Origin of the sequence: Stenotrophomonas sp. G4 (genome assembly GCF_003428825.1) — a bacterium.
GTDB classification, from domain to species: Bacteria; Pseudomonadota; Gammaproteobacteria; order Xanthomonadales; family Xanthomonadaceae; genus Stenotrophomonas; species Stenotrophomonas indicatrix.
Map to the genome: position 1 here is coordinate 2485254 of NZ_CP031741.1, position 18628 is coordinate 2503881.

Annotated in this window: 20 protein-coding genes; 13 read left to right on the forward strand and 7 right to left on the reverse strand. The window is 66.8% G+C overall.

Going from position 1 to position 18628, the window contains the following annotated elements:
• Positions 1–5 precede the first annotated feature (5 nt).
• Positions 6–986 carry a GTP 3',8-cyclase MoaA gene (moaA, locus tag D0Y85_RS11560; protein WP_117310564.1) on the reverse strand — a complete coding sequence of 327 codons (981 nt, stop codon included), beginning with the start codon at positions 984–986 and terminating at the stop codon, positions 6–8.
• A 194-nt stretch (positions 987–1180) separates the two neighbouring features.
• On the opposite strand from moaA, the gene D0Y85_RS11565 reads away from it, so the two are divergent.
• Complete coding sequence (locus tag D0Y85_RS11565; RefSeq protein ID WP_025874337.1) at positions 1181–1585, forward strand: hypothetical protein; 405 nt, start codon at positions 1181–1183, stop codon at positions 1583–1585.
• Here D0Y85_RS11565 and D0Y85_RS11570 read toward each other — a convergent pair.
• On the reverse strand, positions 1579–1908 hold the full coding sequence (locus tag D0Y85_RS11570; protein ID WP_059064365.1) for a hypothetical protein: 330 nt from the start codon (positions 1906–1908) through the stop codon (positions 1579–1581). The two genes, D0Y85_RS11565 and D0Y85_RS11570, sit on opposite strands and share 7 nt — an antisense overlap.
• A gap of 597 nt (positions 1909–2505) precedes the next feature.
• Between D0Y85_RS11570 and D0Y85_RS11575 the strand changes: the two genes are divergently transcribed.
• Positions 2506–2883, forward strand: a complete 378-nt coding sequence (locus D0Y85_RS11575) for a hypothetical protein (RefSeq protein ID WP_117310565.1) — start codon at positions 2506–2508, stop codon at positions 2881–2883.
• Between the two features lie 179 nt (positions 2884–3062).
• Entirely contained in the window at positions 3063–3593 is a 531-nt protein-coding gene (locus D0Y85_RS11580; RefSeq protein ID WP_117310566.1) for a nuclear transport factor 2 family protein, read from the forward strand.
• A gap of 37 nt (positions 3594–3630) precedes the next feature.
• On the opposite strand, the gene D0Y85_RS11585 is transcribed toward D0Y85_RS11580, so the two are convergent.
• A complete protein-coding gene (locus tag D0Y85_RS11585) occupies positions 3631–4446 on the reverse strand; it encodes a helix-turn-helix transcriptional regulator (protein ID WP_117310567.1) in 816 nt (271 codons plus the stop codon).
• Positions 4447–4610: 164 nt separating this feature from the next.
• Here D0Y85_RS11585 and D0Y85_RS11590 point away from each other — a divergent pair, with 164 nt between their 5' ends.
• From D0Y85_RS11590 to D0Y85_RS11605, 4 genes are read left to right on the forward strand one after another with little or no spacing between them, the layout of a single operon-like run.
• Positions 4611–6482 (forward strand): FUSC family protein, encoded by a 1872-nt coding sequence (locus D0Y85_RS11590; protein WP_117310568.1) that lies wholly within the window; start codon positions 4611–4613, stop codon positions 6480–6482.
• Positions 6483–6486: 4 nt separating this feature from the next.
• Positions 6487–6702 carry a DUF1656 domain-containing protein gene (locus D0Y85_RS11595; protein WP_025874327.1) on the forward strand — a complete coding sequence of 72 codons (216 nt, stop codon included), beginning with the start codon at positions 6487–6489 and terminating at the stop codon, positions 6700–6702.
• A complete protein-coding gene (locus tag D0Y85_RS11600; RefSeq protein WP_117310569.1) occupies positions 6699–7583 on the forward strand; it encodes a biotin/lipoyl-binding protein in 885 nt (294 codons plus the stop codon). The genes D0Y85_RS11595 and D0Y85_RS11600 overlap by 4 nt, the downstream gene beginning before the upstream one ends.
• Complete coding sequence (locus tag D0Y85_RS11605; protein WP_240329209.1) at positions 7580–9016, forward strand: efflux transporter outer membrane subunit; 1437 nt, start codon at positions 7580–7582, stop codon at positions 9014–9016. Before D0Y85_RS11600 ends, D0Y85_RS11605 begins: the two co-directional genes overlap by 4 nt.
• 75 nt (positions 9017–9091) lie before the next feature.
• On the opposite strand, the gene D0Y85_RS11610 is transcribed toward D0Y85_RS11605, so the two are convergent.
• From D0Y85_RS11610 to D0Y85_RS11620, 3 genes are all read right to left on the reverse strand, one after another.
• Positions 9092–9655, reverse strand: coding sequence for a fasciclin domain-containing protein (locus D0Y85_RS11610; protein ID WP_025874323.1), 564 nt, complete (start codon positions 9653–9655; stop codon positions 9092–9094).
• Positions 9656–9946: 291 nt separating this feature from the next.
• Positions 9947–10594 (reverse strand): hypothetical protein, encoded by a 648-nt coding sequence (locus D0Y85_RS11615; RefSeq protein WP_162887658.1) that lies wholly within the window; start codon positions 10592–10594, stop codon positions 9947–9949.
• 213 nt (positions 10595–10807) lie between these two features.
• Entirely contained in the window at positions 10808–11725 is a 918-nt protein-coding gene (locus tag D0Y85_RS11620; protein WP_117310570.1) for a M14 family metallocarboxypeptidase, read from the reverse strand.
• Between the two features lie 144 nt (positions 11726–11869).
• Between D0Y85_RS11620 and D0Y85_RS11625 the strand changes: the two genes are divergently transcribed.
• The 6 genes from D0Y85_RS11625 to D0Y85_RS11650 all read left to right on the forward strand — a co-directional run bounded on the left by D0Y85_RS11625 (position 11870) and on the right by D0Y85_RS11650 (position 17959).
• Entirely contained in the window at positions 11870–12523 is a 654-nt protein-coding gene (locus tag D0Y85_RS11625; RefSeq protein ID WP_117310571.1) for a DUF3348 family protein, read from the forward strand.
• 10 nt (positions 12524–12533) lie between these two features.
• On the forward strand, positions 12534–14798 hold the full coding sequence (locus D0Y85_RS11630; RefSeq protein WP_117310572.1) for a DUF802 domain-containing protein: 2265 nt from the start codon (positions 12534–12536) through the stop codon (positions 14796–14798).
• Positions 14795–15454, forward strand: coding sequence for an OmpA family protein (locus tag D0Y85_RS11635; RefSeq protein ID WP_117310573.1), 660 nt, complete (start codon positions 14795–14797; stop codon positions 15452–15454). The genes D0Y85_RS11630 and D0Y85_RS11635 overlap by 4 nt, the downstream gene beginning before the upstream one ends.
• Complete coding sequence (locus D0Y85_RS11640; protein ID WP_033831301.1) at positions 15444–15821, forward strand: DUF2894 domain-containing protein; 378 nt, start codon at positions 15444–15446, stop codon at positions 15819–15821. The genes D0Y85_RS11635 and D0Y85_RS11640 overlap by 11 nt, the downstream gene beginning before the upstream one ends.
• A 496-nt stretch (positions 15822–16317) precedes the next feature.
• Positions 16318–16476, forward strand: a complete 159-nt coding sequence (locus D0Y85_RS20890) for a hypothetical protein (protein WP_229289859.1) — start codon at positions 16318–16320, stop codon at positions 16474–16476.
• A gap of 22 nt (positions 16477–16498) precedes the next feature.
• Positions 16499–17959 (forward strand): esterase-like activity of phytase family protein, encoded by a 1461-nt coding sequence (locus D0Y85_RS11650; protein ID WP_117310574.1) that lies wholly within the window; start codon positions 16499–16501, stop codon positions 17957–17959.
• Between the two features lie 114 nt (positions 17960–18073).
• Here the strand turns inward: D0Y85_RS11650 and D0Y85_RS11655 are convergent, their stop codons facing one another.
• A complete protein-coding gene (locus D0Y85_RS11655; RefSeq protein ID WP_117310575.1) occupies positions 18074–18517 on the reverse strand; it encodes a transposase in 444 nt (147 codons plus the stop codon).
• Positions 18518–18628: the final 111 nt, after the last annotated feature.

Here is an 18628-nt window from a genome sequence, read left to right on the forward strand (position 1 = left end):
GTTCCTCATCCTCCAATCGAAGCCAGATGCGGGGTCAACCCGGTCTGGCCCTGGTGCAATCCGTGCCCGGCCGCTTTCAGGCCAAGCTGTGTGGTGATGCGTGCCAGCAGCGCGTCCTGGTCGTCGTCGCTCTGCAACAGCGGGCGCAGCGGCACGCCGAATTCGCCGAACAGGCACAGCCGCAGGTCACCCTTGGCGGTCACCCGCAGGCGGTTGCAGCCCTTGCAGAAGTCACGCGAGTACGGGGCGATGATGCCCACCGTGCCGCGATGCTGCGGGTGGCTGAACTCGCGTGCCGGGCCGGCATCGGCCGCGCGCGGGCGCTCGTGCCAGCCAGCGGCCAGCAGCTGCTCGATCACCACGTCGGCGCGCAGATGGTGGCGCTGGAAATAAGCTTCGTTGTCGCCGGTACGCATCAGTTCGATGAAGCGCACGCTGAAGGGACGGTCGCGCAGGAAGTCCATCCACTGCGGCAGCTCGTCGTCGTTCAGGCCGCGCAGCAGCACCGCGTTGAGCTTGATGGCCGGCAGGCCAAGTGCCTGCGCCATCTCCAGCCCCTGCTGGATTTCCGGCAGGCGGTCGTGGCCGGTGATGGTCCTGAAGCGCTCGCGCTGCAGGCTGTCCATGCTTACGTTCAGCGCGGTCAGGCCGGCGCGGTGCCAGCCCGGCAGGCGACGCGGCAGCAGCGTGCCGTTGGTAGTGATGGCCACCTTGCGGATGCCCGGCACGGCCGCCACCGTGGCGATGATCTCGTCCAGGTCCTTGCGCAGACTGGGCTCGCCACCGGTCAGGCGGATCTTGGTCATCCCCAGCATGGCAAAGGCGCGCACCAGGCGCGCGATCTCGTCCACCGCCAGGAAGCGCGGGCGGCCGTCGGCCCGGTAGCCATCGGGCAGGCAGTAGCTGCAACGGAAGTTGCAGGCCTCGGTCAACGACAGGCGCAGGTAAGGAAAGCTGCGCCCGAATCCGTCGGTGAGTTGGCTCATGGCTGGTCCACCTTGTTGTTCCACCGTCTTGCCTGTGCCCGGAACGGCCCGGATACCCTCGCCTGCTGAGACTGACGCCAGCCTACGCGGCAGGCATTGGCAGCGGGATGACTTAAATCAATCGCCGCCGGCCACGCCGCCCGGACGTTATGGCAGCATGCGGCTTTCCGTGCAGCGTGCGTGTGACAGCCATCATGATGATGAATGATTTCCAGCAATTGCTGCAGGCCGCCAGCGAACAGGCCGAACCGCAACGCCTGCTGTTCGTATTCGCCCGCGCCGACCTGCCCGAATCGCCCACCGACGACCAGCGCGACCGGCATGACCGGCGTGAGGGCGGCACCCTGTCGCCTGTGCTGTGCGTGGACAAGCTGCCGGCCGAGGTGCCGAGCTTCCAGGCACTGGCCAGCGAGTCCACCACCACCGGCGTGGAGTGGGACATGGTGTTCGTGGCGGCGATGGATGGGCGTGCAGGCTTCGCCCCCAGCACCGACGAGGCCACCCGCCCGCTGCGGCTGATGGTCAACGCCATCAACGACGGCCAGATCGGCCGCTTCGCCGCCTTCGACCGCAGCGGAGAGCCGATCCAGTTCTATTGAGCCACCAGCTGCAGGGTCAGGAAGAAGATCACCAGCACGGTGTTCAGCCCCCAGGCGACGGTCAGGCCGCGCGCGGCAACGCCCAGGTTCGGGGTGCGCGCGGTGGGCGCCGCGCGCCAGACTGCGGGGATGATCCAACCGGTATAGAGCAGCAGCACGGCGAACATCGCCAGCACCAGTGTGGTGCGCTGGTTGGCGAGGGCCCAGAGGGCAACGGCCCAGAGCATGTTGCTGGGGATGACCCCTTGCAGCCAGAAGACGTTCCAGAGGCGTGAACGGCCTTGGGTGTCGGGCGTGGGATGCAGAGACGCGGTAGCTGTCATAAGTCTCCTTTGTGTTTAGGAAACGTGCTGGGCAAGCCTGCGCTTGGTGGCGGGGAACGTCAAGGCGCGACGGAAACGGTAGCGCCGGGCCATGCCCGGAGGAGTGCATCAGAGCACCACACCACGTTGCTCGCCGGGCATGGTCCAGCGCTACCCATGGCTTGTCGCCATCAACCCGCTCACACATCCCGCGCATCCCCTACAACCACGACCCCTGTCGCAGATTGCCTGGTCGCGGTGGATCATCGCGGCAGCCAGCAGTGCCGGCACCTAACAGCGTGGTTCAATGCCGAAAGCGTCTCCAATCGTGAGCTGTTTGCAACTCTTCTGATTGGCATTGCACAGCGACGCGGGCTCAGATGGCGTGCCACCGAAAACGGGTGGCCGGGTTTCGAATCCCGTGTTGACCTTGAGTGATTGCGCTTGCCAGCCGGCGTCCACATTCCGTGGCGCCGGCTGGCAATCCGTCTGCCGGCTATGGCGGGCGGTGCGTGGGGGCGTTCGCGCCCGCCGGCTTGAGGTCAACCCGGATTCGAACCACGTACCGTCCGCCACCTCTGTGTGGCGGCTACCGATTGCCCCGCACGGAGCCTCGCCATGAACGGATCTGACCTTCCCCACCTGCACGCCTACCGTGACCCGGCCAATGCCGATGACCTGGCAGAGGCTGTGCCCTGCGCGGATGCGCATACCCTGATTGCCAACCTGAAGCGCATCGGCAAAGGCGCCGCCGCCGACGGGCAGCCCTGGCCGGAGCGGCACCAGTTGCCGGGGCGCTGCATGGCGCTGGCCGACGCCGATTGCGCATTGGCTGGCTTGCGGGTGGTTCAGGAGGTGCTGCTGGCAGCGGAGCGGACCCGGCAGAACGGCGAGCTCGAGGACTATGTGGGGGACCGGGTGATGGAAGGGCTGATGCTGGCGTGCCTGGCGTTGAGTGCGCAGGCTGTGGGGCGGTTGCAGGTGAGCGATCAGTAGCCGCTGAGAGCTGGGCCAGACACCACATTGGCGCCACACCCACCGCGCACCCGTTCCATTGCTCCGACTGCTGGCATGGCAGAAGATGCGTGCCGTGTGGGGCTGCGCGAAGGGGTGTTCAGCGCCTTCGCGCCGCCGCCCGGACGCTGGAGTTCCCCCCCTTCAACCAGGCACTACAGATGCACACTCCACGAACGGTCGTCACCACCCTCGCCCTTTGCCTGTTGCCCAGCCTTCCGGCTTGCGCAGAGCAAAGCACGCCCGCCGATGTGAAGGCGATCGAACAGGTGATCGAGTCCTTCCGCACCTCGCTGTTCAACAAGGACAAACCGACCTACATGAGCTTGTTCTTCTCGGACAGGCCTGAAGACATCGGCTGGCAGTTCGTGTCCGAGGACCGGCGATTGGCAGACATCCGCAGGGTCAAGCCCGATGCAATCAAGGCACGCAATATTCCGTCGAACAACTTCATCTCGCTCATCGATGAGGCAGTGGCCACGGCAGAGCCACGGGAGGAGAAGTTCTTCAACACCAAAATCGATACAGATGGCGATGTGGCATCGGTGTCGTTCGACTACAGCTTCCATGCCAACGGCGTGAAGGCAAACTGGGGCCGGGAAATGTGGCAGCTGGTCCGCACCGAGCGGGGCTGGAAGATCTTTTCAGTAATCTATTCGATACGTGACAAACGCAGTCCCGCAGAGAGCTGATGCTCCGCTTCAGCCAAGCAACGTCAGCCAGCCACCATCAACCACCACGCATAGCTGAATCCTGTCCACGCAACCGCGCCGCAAAATACCGCGTAGGCGATTGCCCCAGCGCTTTCTTGAACATCGTGATGAACGCCGTAACCGATTCATAGCCCAGGGTTTCAGAAACCCGCTGCACCGCCGCGCCGCCTGCAAGCTCGCGAATGGCAACCAGCAGATGCAGCTGCTGCCGCCAGCGCCCGAACGACAGTCCGGTTTCCCGATCAATCAGCCGCGTCAACGTACGCTCACCCAACGCCAGGCGTTTGGCCCATTCACTGATGGTGCTGCGATCGGCCGGATTGGCCGACAGCGCCGCAGCCAGCGCACGGATCTTGGGGTGGTCACTCACCGGCAGGTACAACCGCTCGGCCGGCATCTGCACCAGTTCGTCCAGCAGCACACGCGCCAGTCGATCGGTGTGCCCGCCGCGCTGGTAGTCCTGCGGTGCATCGGCCAGGTGCAGGATCATCTCGCGCACCATCGGCGAGATCGACAGCGTCACGCAATGCAGTGGCAGGTCGACAACGCCCGGCTCGACGAACAGATAGCACAGGCGGGCGTTGGCGGTGGCCCGGTTGCTGTGCGGCATGCTGCCGGGAATCCACACGCCGCACTGTGGCGGCACGATCCACAGCGCATTGGCCACTTCGCAGGTCACCGCGCCATGAAGTGCCAGGATCAGCTGTCCCTTGCGGTGGTCATGCACTGGAATCTCGGCATCGTGGTCGGCCACCTGCAGGCGGCTGGCCACTGCCGGCCGATCCGTCGCGTCCGGATCCAGATCAAAGCCAGGCAGTGAAATGCGAGTCATTCTCGATGACCGGATTCAGCGATAGGCTGACATTCTAGCGAAATTCGGCGACGGGGCTCGCTGAATACGATGGCGGCATGCAGATCCTCACCCCCACCCGCTCTTGGCTTTCGCTCCCCATCGAGTTGTTGACGTCGCCCGCATGGAAGGTCGACCGCGAAGCGATGCTGTTCTCGCTCAAATGCCTGCTCGCCGCGATCCTCGGGCTGTATGTCTCGCTACGCATCGGCCTGACCCGCCCGTTCTGGGTGATCGGCACCGTGTATCTGGTGTCGCAGCCGATGTCCGGCGCGACGCTCAGCCGTGGCCTGTTCCGGCTGTTGGGAACGGTCGGCGGTGCGGTTGCTACGGTGCTGCTGGTGCCCCGGTTCGCCAACGCGCCGCTGGTGTTGAGCGTGGTGCTGGCGGCCTGGATGGGCCTGTGCCTGTATTTGGCCATGCTCGACCGCACACCGCGTGCGTACGCCTTCCTGCTGGCCGGGTACACCACCAGCCTGATTGGTTTCCCGGCGGTGATGGCGCCCGATGACGTCTTCACCATCGCCGTCACCCGCGTGCAGGAAATCTCCATCGGCATTCTTGCGGCGACGCTGGTCCATGGCCTGCTGTGGCCACGCCGGGTCTCGCCGCGTGTGCACGCGCGCGTGGCATCGATCCTCGCCGATGCGGAGCGCTGGACGCGGGACATGCGCGCTGGCGCAAACGAAACGGTACTGGCTGCGGATCGCTCCAAGGTAGCCGCGGACCTCCTCGACCTGCACACGCTGTCCATCCACCTGCCGTTCGACAGTGTGCACGGCGTCGCCCAGGTGCAGATCCTGCGCGCACTGCATGACCGGATGCTCGATGTGCTGATGCTGTCCAGCGCCGTGGACGAATCACTGGCCCAGTTGCGCGCGCAGCCCGCTGGCACGGCGCACACCACATGGCAGGAATTGATGCGTGCAGATCTCTGCGCACGTCAGGCCGAACTCGATGCTGCGCATCACGACTGCCGGCTGCTGGAAGCGCAGCTGCACGCCGCCCGCCCGGACTGGCGCCGGCATGTGCCCGCGCACCTTGCCAGGAAGGCGAACGGTCATGTGCTGCATCGCGACCACCGGATCGCCCTGCGCAGCGCCTTGGGCGCCTTCGTCGGCATCCTACTGGCCTGCGCGCTGTGGATCGCTACTGCGTGGTCCGACGGTGCAACCGCCGTCTCCATCATCGGCACGGCCTGCGTGTTGTTCGGGACCACCGAGGCACCTGCCGGGCATGTCATGCGCTATCTGATCGGGTCGACCATCGGCGTGGTCATCGGGTTGTTCTACGCGCTGGTTATCTTTCCGGGTCTGTCCGATTTCGTCGGCCTGGCCATGGCACTGGCGCCGGCACTGCTGGTGTGTGGCTCGTTCCTCTCCCGCCCGCCGTTCATCATGGGCGCATTGGGGGTAGTGCTCACCTTCCCCCTCATCGCCGGGTTGGGCGCCACCAATGCCACCCACATCGCGGGCGCGCTCAACAGCAGCTTGGCGCTGTTCGTGGGCACGGCGGCGGCGCTGTGCAGCATGTCGCTGTTGCAGACGCTGGACAGCAATCGCAGCCGCGCGCGCCTGCAGGATGTCATCCGGCGGGACATCGCACGCCGCGCCGCCGGGCAGGTACGAAATGCCAGCGACTGGACAAGCCGCATGGTGGATCGGCTTGCGCTGCTTGCCCCTCGCCTGCGCGGCCATCCGGATGCAGCCCCCACGTTGCGGACGCTGTTTGCGGACATGCGCGCGGCCAGTGCCGTGGCCGAACTGCGCGTAATTGGCGGGGCGTTGAATGATCGCCGCAGCCACGACCGCCTGGCCCAGTTGCGTCACAGCGCGTCCGCCCACTTCCGTATCCGTACCTCCACATGCCGCACAGTGGATACGCCGCTGCTGGAATCACTCGAGCGCACACGCGAGGTGATCATCGCTGGCAACAACGGCGCATCCGAACGTGTTCTTCCGCTGCTCTGCGGCCTGCGCCGCGACCTGATTGCTCCGTTGATCGTACATGGGGACTGAGTCGATGTTCTCCGATATCTCCATTGACGGCGTCTTCGTTCCCGGCCTGCTGGCGGTGGCACTCATCGCGCTGGCGCTGTCGATGATGGCCTCGCGGCTGCTGGCAAGCCTCGGCCTGTACCGGCTGTTCGCCTATCGCCCGCTGGTGGGCCTTTCGCTGTTCGTGATCCTGGCGGAGCTGCTGATCCAGCTCGCGCCCCTGCTTGAGAAACTGAAATGAAGCACCTGTTGAGTGTCATTGGCCGCTGGAGCGCAACGCTCTGCCTGTTCGTCGTTGCCGTGATCGCGGCGCTGTCCCTGTGGAACCGCTACGAAGCGCAGCCGTGGACGCGCGACGGCCGCGTGCGCGCCGATGTGATCCGCGTGGCGTCGGACATGGGCGGGCTGGTCACCCAGGTGCTGGTGCAGGATAACCAGCGGGTGAAAGCCGGGCAGCTGTTGCTGGTGCTGGACCAGCCGCGCTACGCCGCCGCGCTGGACAAGGCCGATGCCGCAGTGAACAGCGCGCAGGCCACGCTTGCCCTTGCCCGCCGTGAATCGAAGCGGGACATCGCGCTGGGCAACCTGGTGGCTTCGGAAACGCGGGAGCGCAATGCCGCCAAGGTCGATACCGAAGTGGCCAGCCTTGCACAGGCCCGAGCGGAGCGGCGGGTGGCGCTGCTGAACGTGCAGCGCACCGAAGTGCGCGCCAGCGCCGACGGCATCGTCACCAACCTCGACCTGCACCCGGGCGATTTCCTGCAACCGGGTGCCCAGGCGCTGGCGCTGATCGACAGCGCCAGCCTCAGGGTCGAAGGCTATTTCGAAGAAACCAAGCTCAACTGCATCAACGAAGGCGATGCCGCTGTCGCCCGCCTGATGGGCGATGGCCGCGGCGTGCATGGGCATGTGGAGAGCATCGCCGCCGGCATTGCCGACGATCAGCGCGCGAGCACCCACAACCTGCTGCCATCGGTTGCGTCAACGTATACCTGGGTGCGGCTGGCGCAGCGGATACCGGTGCGCATCCACTTGGACGACGTGGCACCGGATACGCGCCTGATCGTCGGCAGAACCGCCAGCGTGACCATCACTCCGCGCACGCAGGGAGCCTGCAAGTGATCGGCACCGCATCACGCGTGGGTCTGCTCGCCTGTGCGCTGTCGCTGGCCGGCTGCGTGTCCGGCCCGGACTACACGCTACCGGCCAACGCGGTTGCCGCCGCGCCGGCAGCCCGCCGCGCATTCGTATCGAGCCACCAGGCGGCCTACGCACAGGCCGAGCTGCCGGACCGCTGGTGGCAGCTGTACGACGATCCACGACTCGATGCCTACGTCAGCGAAGCACTGCGGGCCAACACCGATCTGCGCGCGGCTGATGCCAACCTGCGCCGCGCCACGGCGATGGTGCTGCAGTACCGGGCTGAGGGCTCGGCAAGCACCGACGCAGATGCATCGGCCACGCTGGCCCATGCCGGGGGATATACCTCGCCCACCTCGCCACCGCAGGTGTATGCGCTCGGCATCCACCTGTCCTACCCACTGGATCTGGCAGGTGGCATCCGCCGCGGTATCGAAGCTGCCAGCGCCGATGCAGAGGCTGTCGCTGCAGCACGTGACCAGGTGCGGGTGGTGGTCGCCGCCGCTGTCACCCGCGCTTATGTCGGCATCTGTTCGAACAACCTCACCCTGGCGGCGACGCAGCGGGTGCTCGCTACGCAGCGCGCTACGTTGGACGCCACCACGCGCTTGGCGGCCGGCGGACGCGGAACCGAATTCGACGTCAGCCGGGCGCGCGCGGCGGCCAACCGCAGTGCGGCGGCGGTGCCGCATCTGGTTGCCGAACGGCAGGCGGCCCTGTTCGCGCTGGCGGCGCTGATGGGACGCGTACCAGCCGACTATCCGCAGGACGTCGCCAACTGCCAACAACCGCCGCGCCTGCAGCAACCGGTTCCGGTCGGCGACGGTGGCCAGCTGATCCAGCGCCGCCCGGATGTCCGCGCGGCCGAGCGCAGCCTGGCGGCGGCCACCGCGATGATCGGCGTGGAAACGGCAGCCCTGTACCCACAGGTGAGCATCGGCGCGTCCACCGGCACGGCAGGGTCATTCAAGCAGCTGCTGAGCAGCGACAGCCTCGGCGCGTCCTTCGGACCGCTGCTGTCGTGGTGCTGGCCGAACCGTCGCGCAACCCGGGCGCGGATCGATGCGGCCGGCGCCAACGCCGATGCCACGCTGGCATCGTTCGATGGCCTGGTGCTGGACGCGCTGCGGCAGACCGAAACCGTGCTGTCGGCCTACACACAGGAGATCGATCGCGAGCACAGCCTTTCCCTCGCCCGCGACGACGCGGCACATGCCAGCGATCAGGCTGGGCAGTTGTACCGGTTCGGCAGGATCGACTTCATCGACGTGCTGTCTGCCGAGGCCGCGCTGGCCGATGCAGAGTCCGCGCTGGCAGCATCGCGCGCGCAGCTGGGGGATCGTCAGGTGGATCTGTTCCTGGCGCTGGGTGGGGGCTGGGCGGCAGGCACAACGCCCGACGCGCTTGATCGCTGAACCGCGCTCAATCGTGAGCGGCTGGCCTGTGAAACCAGCCGCTCCCGCACTGCCATCGATGTTGCGGCCCTGGGCCTACTTCGGCATCAGCACCGAATCGACCACATGCACCACGCCGTTGGACTGCCTTACGTCGGCCGTGGTCACCGCAGACTTGCCACCTTTGGCGTCGACCACCCAGACCTTGCCATCTTGCAGCTTCACCGTCAGCGCTTCACCCTGCACCGTTTTCAGCGTGCTGCTGCCACCGTGGCTGCGCGCTGCTGCGGTCAGCTGGGTGGAGGTGTAGGTGCCCGGCACCACGTGATAAGTCAGGACCTGGGTCAGCTTGGCCTTGTTTTCCGGCTTCAGCAGCGTTTCCACGGTGCCTGCGGGCAGCTTGGCGAACGCCTGGTTGTCCGGAGCAAATACGGTGAACGGACCCTTGCCGCTGAGCGTGTCAACGAGCCCGGCCGCCTTCACCGCAGTCACCAAGGTGCTCAGGTTCTGGGCGGTGGAGGCGTTTTCGACAATGGTCTTGTTCGCGTACATCGGCACGCCACCCACCATCGGGTTGTCGGCGGCAAAGGCGGCCGGGGCAGTTGCGCAGGCAACCGCGACGGTGGCGGCAAGGGTCAGGCGCTGGATCTGGGTACGCATGTTCGTGTCCTCGTTGATAGCCCAACCGGGCTGGGAAATGCGCAGCGTTCGCTGCCGTCACTGCACCACCTTGCAGCCATGCGGGAATGCAGGGCATCCGTAGCAGCAGGGAAGAAGCGTTGCGTGCATGAGGGCATACGCCGCAAGCCGATGGCCGGATGCATCGCCTGGCGCTGGGGCAGTGAACGGTTCAACAAGGTGCGTGCCACGTCGCGAGGATGTTCACGGGATCGTGATGCGCTGAAGGGCGGAGAGTTGCCGCGATCAGGCCTCCAGGCGGAGGGCGGCGCTTCAGCTTTCGCCGCTGGCCCTGAGCTGGGCACTCAACAAACGCGTCAGGGTCCTGCGTGCCAACCAGCCCTGCAGCTGTTTGGCCTTGATGGTCTTGGCCATGAGGCAGGGCGCGCCTTCCACGGTGTGGTCGATGTGGTAGCACCGCGAGGCGCCACAGAGCTCGGCCTGGCTGGCGGTCACGATGACCACGGTCACCTCCAGGCTGGTGAAGGCGATATCCGCCTTGATGTCCGGGTTCTCAGTGCCGGCACGGTCGATGAGCGTGCGGAAGCGACCCAGGTCGCGTTCTCCGCCGCTGCTGAGGGGCCCCACGTTGGTGGCGCGCCGGATGTCCTCCTCCTCTCCGGGGACAGCGTTGTTCCAATGTTCGGTGCGCTCGGGAATGACCGCGCGGACGACCTTGCCTCCGGGCTCGATCAGATCGATGACCACATCCAGCAGATACACCGGCTCCAACCCAAGGTTGGTCACAAAACAGTGCGCATCCAGATGCTTGCCCGCACCGGAGGTGATCAGAATGGATGGCCGTTGCTGGCGGCGGTAGCTGCGCAGGAACACGCTCAGATAGACCACCCAGATCAGCGCCGTTACGCAGGTCATGGCAGCGGTGATCAGAGGTGCAAGGTGAAGCAGATTCTGGAGCATTCCCGATGGTGTCTCACGCAGCTTCGCTGGAGAGAACATCATCGCGATTGCATCGCTCGCGGGCCGTGAAGCCTGCCGTGGCGAAGACCGCACCTCTGCGCGGGCTTGGTCGACGCGTCCAACAGTCGTCGTCAGCGGGCAGAAGGACCTGACCGGCCCGGCTGCGCACCGCAGCGGCCGAGCAAAGGCCCGGCGCCGCAATGCGGTACTCGATCAGTTGGCCAGAGCGAAATCCAACCCCGCGCACACCGCCGCCACCTGGGCGTCGTTGCATTCCTGCGGATTGGTGCGCGGGCTGTCCGGGTACACCTCGGTGGTGGTGGCATACAGCGCATCGGTGAAGCCGGCACATGCACCAATGGAACGCGACTCACCCCACACCACGCCCAGCGACTGCAGCGGCATGCCCACCAGATTGCCTTCGGCGTCGGCCGGGGCAATGTGGGTGATCGGCGCCACGGCGGCGATCAGCGCCTTCTGGAATTCGTGCTGCGGGTCTTCGCTGTTGCCGATCACATAGAAGCCATCGGGAATGGTGTCGCGCTGGAAGGGCTTGCCATCGCGGGCGCAGCGGGCCGGGTCGAACTCGTGCAGATCGCTGTCGGTGGTCTCGTGCAGGTCCAGGTGCACCCGGATGTTGGCCTTGCGTTCGGCCACCCAGCGCATCAGCGAGGCGGCTTCCTCGATCAGGCCGGCGTCACGGAAGCTGCGGTTGGGATCGATGGCATTGGGGTTCCAGCGCTGGATGCGCTCGTAGCCCCACGGGCTGATGCACGGGGCCACGATCAGGTTGAAGCGGCCCAGGTAACGCTCGGCGTGCTGCTCCAGGAACTGCAGGGCGCCATGCACGCCGCTGGTTTCGTAGCCATGCACGCCGCCGGTGACCAGCGCGGTCGGCAGGGCCGGGTTCCAGTCGTGGTTCACCACCGCAAACAGCGGGTAGTGGTCCGGGGCGTAGTCCAGCTGGCCGTACTGCACCACGTCGAAGCGCTCGTCCAGCCGCTCCAGCGCGGTCACCACGTCTTCGTGGTAGCTGCGCTGCCGCTGCTGGCGGGCCCGCCATTGCGCGCGTTCGGCGTCGCCCCAGGGCTGTCCGGGGGTGCCGATCGGGTAAAACTGCGCAACGGTCATCTCAAGCTCCAGAAGTCGGGGTGCGGTGGTACAGCCGACCATTTTAAGCCTTGTGGCCCGATCGGTGCTGCCCCTCGCCCCCGCCTTCATACGGCCGGCCTCATCTGGTTGTAAAATCAACGGTTTTTGGCCCCCACCCCCTTGATGGCGAACGCAGCGCAGCCGGTCGTGGATGGACCGGACTTCCTCCGTCTGCTCGCCCGTCTCAGCGACGGCGCGATGCCGGCCTCCAGTCCCGCCCTGACCGATCGCCTCGGCCAGTGGGTGGACTGGAGCCGTGCCGTGGCCCTTGCCGGGGCGCTGGATGGCCGCCTGGCTGAACCGGCCGAGGCCGCCGAAGCGCTGGATGACCTGCTCGCCGATTGCGCCCAGACCGAAGCGAGCCTGTTGGCTTCGCTGAGCGAGGATGCCGAGGCCGAGCGCCTGCTGGACCTGGCCGAGGCCGCCGCCGCGCCGAACTTCGCTTCGTTGCGGCAGCGCTACCGGGTGCTGCAGCAGGCCATCCAGACCGCTACCGGCCGCCTGCGCGGCCGCCTGCGCGACCAGCTGGTGCATGCTTCACCGGAGCTGGCGCGGCTGGCCGAGGTCGATGCGGTGATGGAGCAGACCTTGAGCCCGCGCGAGCACAGCCTGCTTGCCACCGCCCCGGCGGTGCTGGGTGCCCGATTCGAACGCGTGCACGGCCAGCCCGGCTGGCGCGCGTCCTTCCGCCACGACATGCGCACGCTGCTGCTCGCCGAGCTGCAACTGCGCTTCCACCCGATCCAGGGGCTGCTTGCCGCCCTGCGCTCACACTGACCGGAACACCATGTCCAGAACTGTTTTCCACGTCCTTGTCTTCCTTGCTGGCCTGCTGGCCGTGTGCTGGATCGGCGTCGGCTATGTCTCGGTGCACCCGCTGGGTGCAGCCGTGGCAGCGATCATCGCAGCCTGCTACATCGCCGGTGGCGTGGAGCTGTACCGCTACCGGCAGGCCAGCAATGGCCTGCGCGCCGCACTGGCTGACCTTTCGCTGGCCAAGGAAAGCCTGGCACCGTGGCTGGAGCGTGTGCCGCTGGGCCTGCGCAATGCCGTGCGCCTGCGCGTGGAAGGCGAACGCACCGCCCTGCCCTCGCCGGTGCTGACGCCCTATCTGGTAGGCCTGCTGGTGCTGCTGGGCATGCTCGGCACGCTGCTGGGCATGATGGACACCCTGCGCGGCACCGGCCTGGCGCTGCAGAGCGCCACCGACATGGCGGCCATCCGCGGCTCGCTGGCCTCGCCGGTGCAGGGGCTGGCGGTGGCCTTCGGCACGTCCATCGCCGGCGTGGCCAGTTCGGCCATGCTGGGCCTGCTGTCGGCACTGCTGCGCCGCGACCGCCTGCAGGTGGTGCAGCAGCTGGACCGCGCCATCGCCACTGACCTGCATCCGTATTCGCAAGCCTGGCAGCGTGCCGAGTCGCTGCGCCTGCTGCAGTCGCAGTCTGCGGCGCTGCCTGCGCTGATCGATCGCCTGCAGGCGATGACCAGCACCTTCGAACAGCACAGCGCGGCCGCCAATGAGCGCCTGCTGGCCGGTCAGTCCGAGTTCCTGACGCAGAGCCAGGCGTTGCAGGAACGCCTGGCCACCTCGCTGCAGCAGTCGCTGCGCGAGGGGGCCGAAGCCAGTGCTGCGGCCATTGGTGGCGCGCTGCAACCGATGGCCGAAACCACCCTGGCCGGCCTGGCCAGCCACGGCCAGGCGCTGCATTCGCGTGTCGAACAGGCCGTGCAGCAGCAGTTGAATGGTCTGGCCGAGGGCTTCGAGCGCAGCCGCGTGGCGACCGAAGCGAGCTGGGCCAAGGTAGTGGCCGAACAGACCGGCGCGCAGCAGGCGCTGGTTGCCGAACTGCGCCAGCATCTGCAGTCCTTCAGCGAAGGCCAGAGCACGCAGGGTGAAGCCCTGGTGGCACGCATCGGCGAGCGCCTGCAGGCCGATGCCAGCAGCAACGCCGAGGCCTGGCGCGCTGCTGCCGAACAGCAGCATGCATTGAACAGTGAACTGGTCGAGCGCCAGCAGCAGGCGCTGCAGCGTGCCAGCAGCCACCTGGATGACCGTGCGCAGGCGCTGCTGCAGGCACTGGATGAGCGCCACGCCGCCGGCCAGTCGCTGCTGCAGGAACACGAGCAGCAGCGCCTGCAGGATTGGCAGGCCGCACAGGCCGCCACCGCCACGGCACATGCCGAACTGCAGGCGGGCCTGGATGCGCGCGAACAGCAGCGCCAGCTGCGTTGGGACGCGGTAAGTACCGAGCTGCAGCAGGCGCACGCGGCGTTGCAGGCCCAGCTGCTGGCAGGCGACGAGCAGCGCCTGCAGCGCTGGAGCGATGCGTTGCAGCGCGTTTCGACCGATCTGGCCGAGCGCCTGCAGGCCAATGGCCAGCGCCTTGCCGAACAGCAGCAGCAGGTCTGCGACACGTTGGCACAGACCGCGCAGCAGATCGGCGAGAACGGCCGTGCCCAGGCCAGCGCCACGCTGGCCGAAGTGTCCACCCTGCTGCAGACTGCGGCCGCAGCACCGAAGGCCGCCGCCGAGGTCATCAACGAACTGCGCAGCACCCTGTCCGAAAGCCTGGTGCGCGACAACAAGATGCTGGAAGAACGCGGCCACCTGCTGGCCACCGTGCAGACCCTGCTGGACGCGATCAACCACGCCTCGCACGAGCAGCGCACCGCTGTCGATGCACTGGTCGGAGGCTCGGCCGAACTGCTGGAACGCGTCGGTAACCGTTTCAGCGACCATATCGCGGCCGAGACCGGCAAGCTCGATGGCATCGCCACGTTGCTCAATGGCAGTGCCGGTGAAGTGGGCCAGCTGGCCGGCACCTTCGGGGCTGCCGTCGAGCAGTTCGGCACCGCGTCGGCAGAGCTCTCCGGGCGCCTGGAGCAGATTGGCGGTGCGCTGGACGCCTCGCTGGCGCGCAGCGATGAGCAGTTGGCGTACTACGTGGCGCAGGCGCGCGAGGTGGTCGACCTCAGCCTGCTGTCGCAGAAGCAGGTGATGGAAGAACTGCAGCAGCTGGCCGCGCGCCGCGGCAAGGCCGGCAGCGCATGAGCGACGAGCTGGAGGTCGACGGCGGCTCACACGCCCCGATCTGGGCGGCATTCGGCGATCTGATGTCGGTGCTGCTGGGCGCGTTCGTGCTGATCCTGGTCGGCGTGGTCGCCGTGCAGCTGGAGTTGTCGCAGCGCCTGGACCAGGAGGTCAAGCAGCGCCAGGCCGAAGCCAAGCGCTTGCAGACGCTGGAGCAGGCGCTGGCGGGCCCGCTCGCCGCCGGCCGGGTGACGCTGGTGAATGGCCGCATCGGCATCAGCGGCAGCGTGCTGTTCGCGCTGAACTCGGACCAGCTGCAGCCGGAAGGCCAGGAACTGCTGCGCAGCCTGGCCGCGCCGCTGGCGGCCTATCTCGGCACGCGCGAAGAGATCCTGATGGTCAGCGGTTTCACCGATGACGCACCGGTGCGGGAAGGCAACCGCCGCTTCACCGACAACTGGGAGCTGTCCGCACAGCGGTCGCTGACGGTGACCCGTACCCTGATCGCCGACGGCGTACCGGCCGATGCGGTGTTCGCCGCGGCATTCGGCAGCGAGCAGCCGGTCAGCTCCAATGCCAACGAAGATGGCCGCGCGCGCAACCGCCGCGTTGAGATCGCGCCGATTCCCAAGCCCAAGGCTGCTGCGCCGGGCGAGAAGAACGGCAATGGCAGCTGAGTCCTCGCCTTTGGAGGGATTGCGTGCCCTGGTGCGCGACCTCGACACCGGGTCGCGATCGCTGCTGCACTACCCGCAGGTGCCGATGCTGGACGACGTGCGCCGCGAGTGGTCCGAGCTGCGCAGCGAACTGCAGGTGCGCCGCTCGCTGCGCACCGAAGCCCCGGCGGATGGTGGCCCGCTGAACTCGGCGGTGCTGGTGCAGCGCATGCTGGACACGATGCAGGCGACCAGCCCCGGGTATCTGCGCCACTTCATCGACTATGTCGATACGCTGTCGTGGCTGCAGGCGTTGCAGGATGGTGCCGCCAGCGGCGGTGATGCAGCAAAACCCAAACGCACACGCAAGCCGCGCAACGCAGGTTGACGGATAACGGTAGTGCCGGCCGCTGGCCGGCAGCCTCATGAGCCCTCCGCGGCATCCCGCAGTTGCCGGCCAGCGGCCGCCACTACCCGCCCGTATGTCCGCAGATGAAGCTGCGGGCATTGCAGGATGCGACGCTAAAGTGCACACGCAGCAACGCGGGTTGACCGATACCGGTAGTGCCGGCCGCTGGCCGGCAGCCTCACGAACCCTCCGCAGCATCCCGCAGTTGCCGGCCAGCGGCCGGCACTACCCGCGCGTGATGTCCGCAGATGACCATGTCACCAGACAGTCATCTGTCCAGTGCACCCTATTCACGTTGATCGCGCGGCGCCCAAGGCGCCCGAGACCGCATCGCATGTCTGCCCTTTCATCTGCTCGAGCAGCTGCTGGCCACCGAAATCACCTGGCGCGACAACGGCTGGGCCAGCCTGCACGGCAAGTACACCGGCGAACGCTTCCAGGCCTGTACCGACCACAGGGGTTTTGGGGCTACACCGTGTTCGACCTGGCCGGTGGCTACGATCTGGGTCAGGTTGGCTTCGCCAGCAAGCTGGACTCGAGCGTGTTGGCACCCAGCGACCCACCGGGCAAGCTGCATGTGTTCCATGCGTCGGCACCCCGCCAGGTGTTCGGTACCATCGACGTCCGCTTCTGATCGCCGGCCGAGGAGTCCATTGATGTCCGTTACTGCCCTGCTGTTGGCTGCGCTTGCTGTCAGCGGCTACAACGCACCGCATGAAGCCACCGGCGCACCACCCCGCATCGTGCAGGTGGCCGGCTTTACCTACGTGGACAAGGGATTGGTCGCCGCCGGTCGTTTGCCGGCCGGCACCGTAGACTTCCTCGGCGATACGCTGGGTTCGTTCTCGTCATTGGCGGTGCAGCCGGGCACGTGGCGGCGTACCGCGCATGGCTATGAAGGGGTGGTGTGGACCCTGCCCGACCGCGGGCGCAACGATCCGGAAGCCGGCCTGTTCTACGACTACGCTGGCCGCCTGGAGCGCATGCAGCTGCGCATCGACTGGCCCGCGGACAAGCCAGAGAGCTTCGGCACGCTGACGATGAAGCCGGAAAAGGGGCTGGTGCTGAAGGACTACAACGGCCAGCCATTCACCGGTGCCGACCCAGGTGATCACACCATCATCCAGCGTGACGTGGTGCTGCCCTCACCCGCCGTGGGCGCGGGGGCCGGCAAGGTCGCACTTGATGCCGAATCGCTGCAGTTCGCGGCGGACGGCCACTTCTACATCGGCGACGAGTACACCGCCAACGTCTATTACTTCAACGCACAGGGCCAGCTGCAGGGCGTGATCGTGCCGCCGCAGGCGATCCAGCCACAACGTGATGGCAAGCCTGCCTTTGGATCGTTGGCCCCGCCGCAGACCGGGCGCCGCAACAACCAGGGCGTGGAAGGCATGGGCCTGTCGCCCGACGGCACACGGCTGTTCGTTGCCCTGCAGAGCGCGCTGATGCAGGACAGCGCGGCAGGCAATGCCGCCGGCCGCATCAACACCCGCGTGCTGGTCTACGACGTGTCCAGCAACCCGACGCCGACGCAACCGGTGGGCCACCATGTGATGATCCTGCCTGCCTACGCCCACGACGGCAAAGGCAAGCTCGACCGTACCGCTGCGCAGAGCGAACTGCGTGCACTGGACAACGAGCGTTTCCTGATGCTGGCGCGCGATGGCAATGGACTGGGCAAGGAGGGCAACGACCCGATCGTCTATAAGTCGGTGCTGCTGGTGAACGTTGGGCAGGCCTCCAATCTGGTGGACACGGCCTATGAGACCGGCACGGCATCGGTGCTGGCCGATCCGGCTGACGCCATGTTGAAAGCCGGCATCGTGCCCGCCAACGTCAAAGAGGTGCTGAATCTGCTCGACCGGCCGCAGCTGGCCCGGGCCGGGCTGGACCTGGACACAGGGCGTGGCCCTCACCCGGGATTGCTGTCGGAGAAGTGGGAAGCAATGGACGTGTTGCCGGCGCTTGATCCAGAGCACCCGAACGACGTACTGCTGCTGATCGGCAACGACAACGACTTCACCGCCCGCAACTGCCGCATGCAGGGCGAGCACTGCGACAGTGCGTACGACAACGACAACCGGGTGCTGGTGTATCGGCTCACCCTGCCGTAGTGCCGGCCGCTGGCCGGCAACCTCACAAACCCCGACCGGTGGTAGTGCCGGCCGCTGGCCGGCAACTTCATGAACCTCCGGACGCACCGCCTGGTTGCCGGCCAGCGGCCGGCACTACCAGATCGACCACGCATAGGGATACTGGCCAATCTCCTTGGCCAGGCCCGCCCGAATGGGATTTCCCAGGATATACAGGGCCTGGCGATGCAACGATTCCTCTGCCCTGACCGCATGATCGAAGTACCCGGACTGCCAGACCACGCCGCGACGACCGACCAGCCGATTCAAGGCCAACGCGCTGGATGACTTGAACCGACGGGCGATGCCCGACAGCTCCGACGCACGCAGTTGCAACATCCAATGCACATGATCCGGCATCACCACCCATGCCAGTGACTGGACCAGGCCTTGTCGCTCGAGGTCCTGAAACTGGCTGGATACACAGCCTGCGGTGGCGTCACATTCAAAGCGTCGGCGGCGCTGGCATGTTGTCGTGGTCAGCACATAGACCTGTCCGATGATGGAGCGCCGCCCGTGGCGCAGGAGATCGCTGCTCATGGCCCATCGTGGATCAGGCAGACATCGCTGGCTGTCGGGGAACAGCGCGAGATTCCATGAGGATGTTGCTGACAGTCTGCTGGGGTTGCCGGCCAGCGGCCGGCACTACCG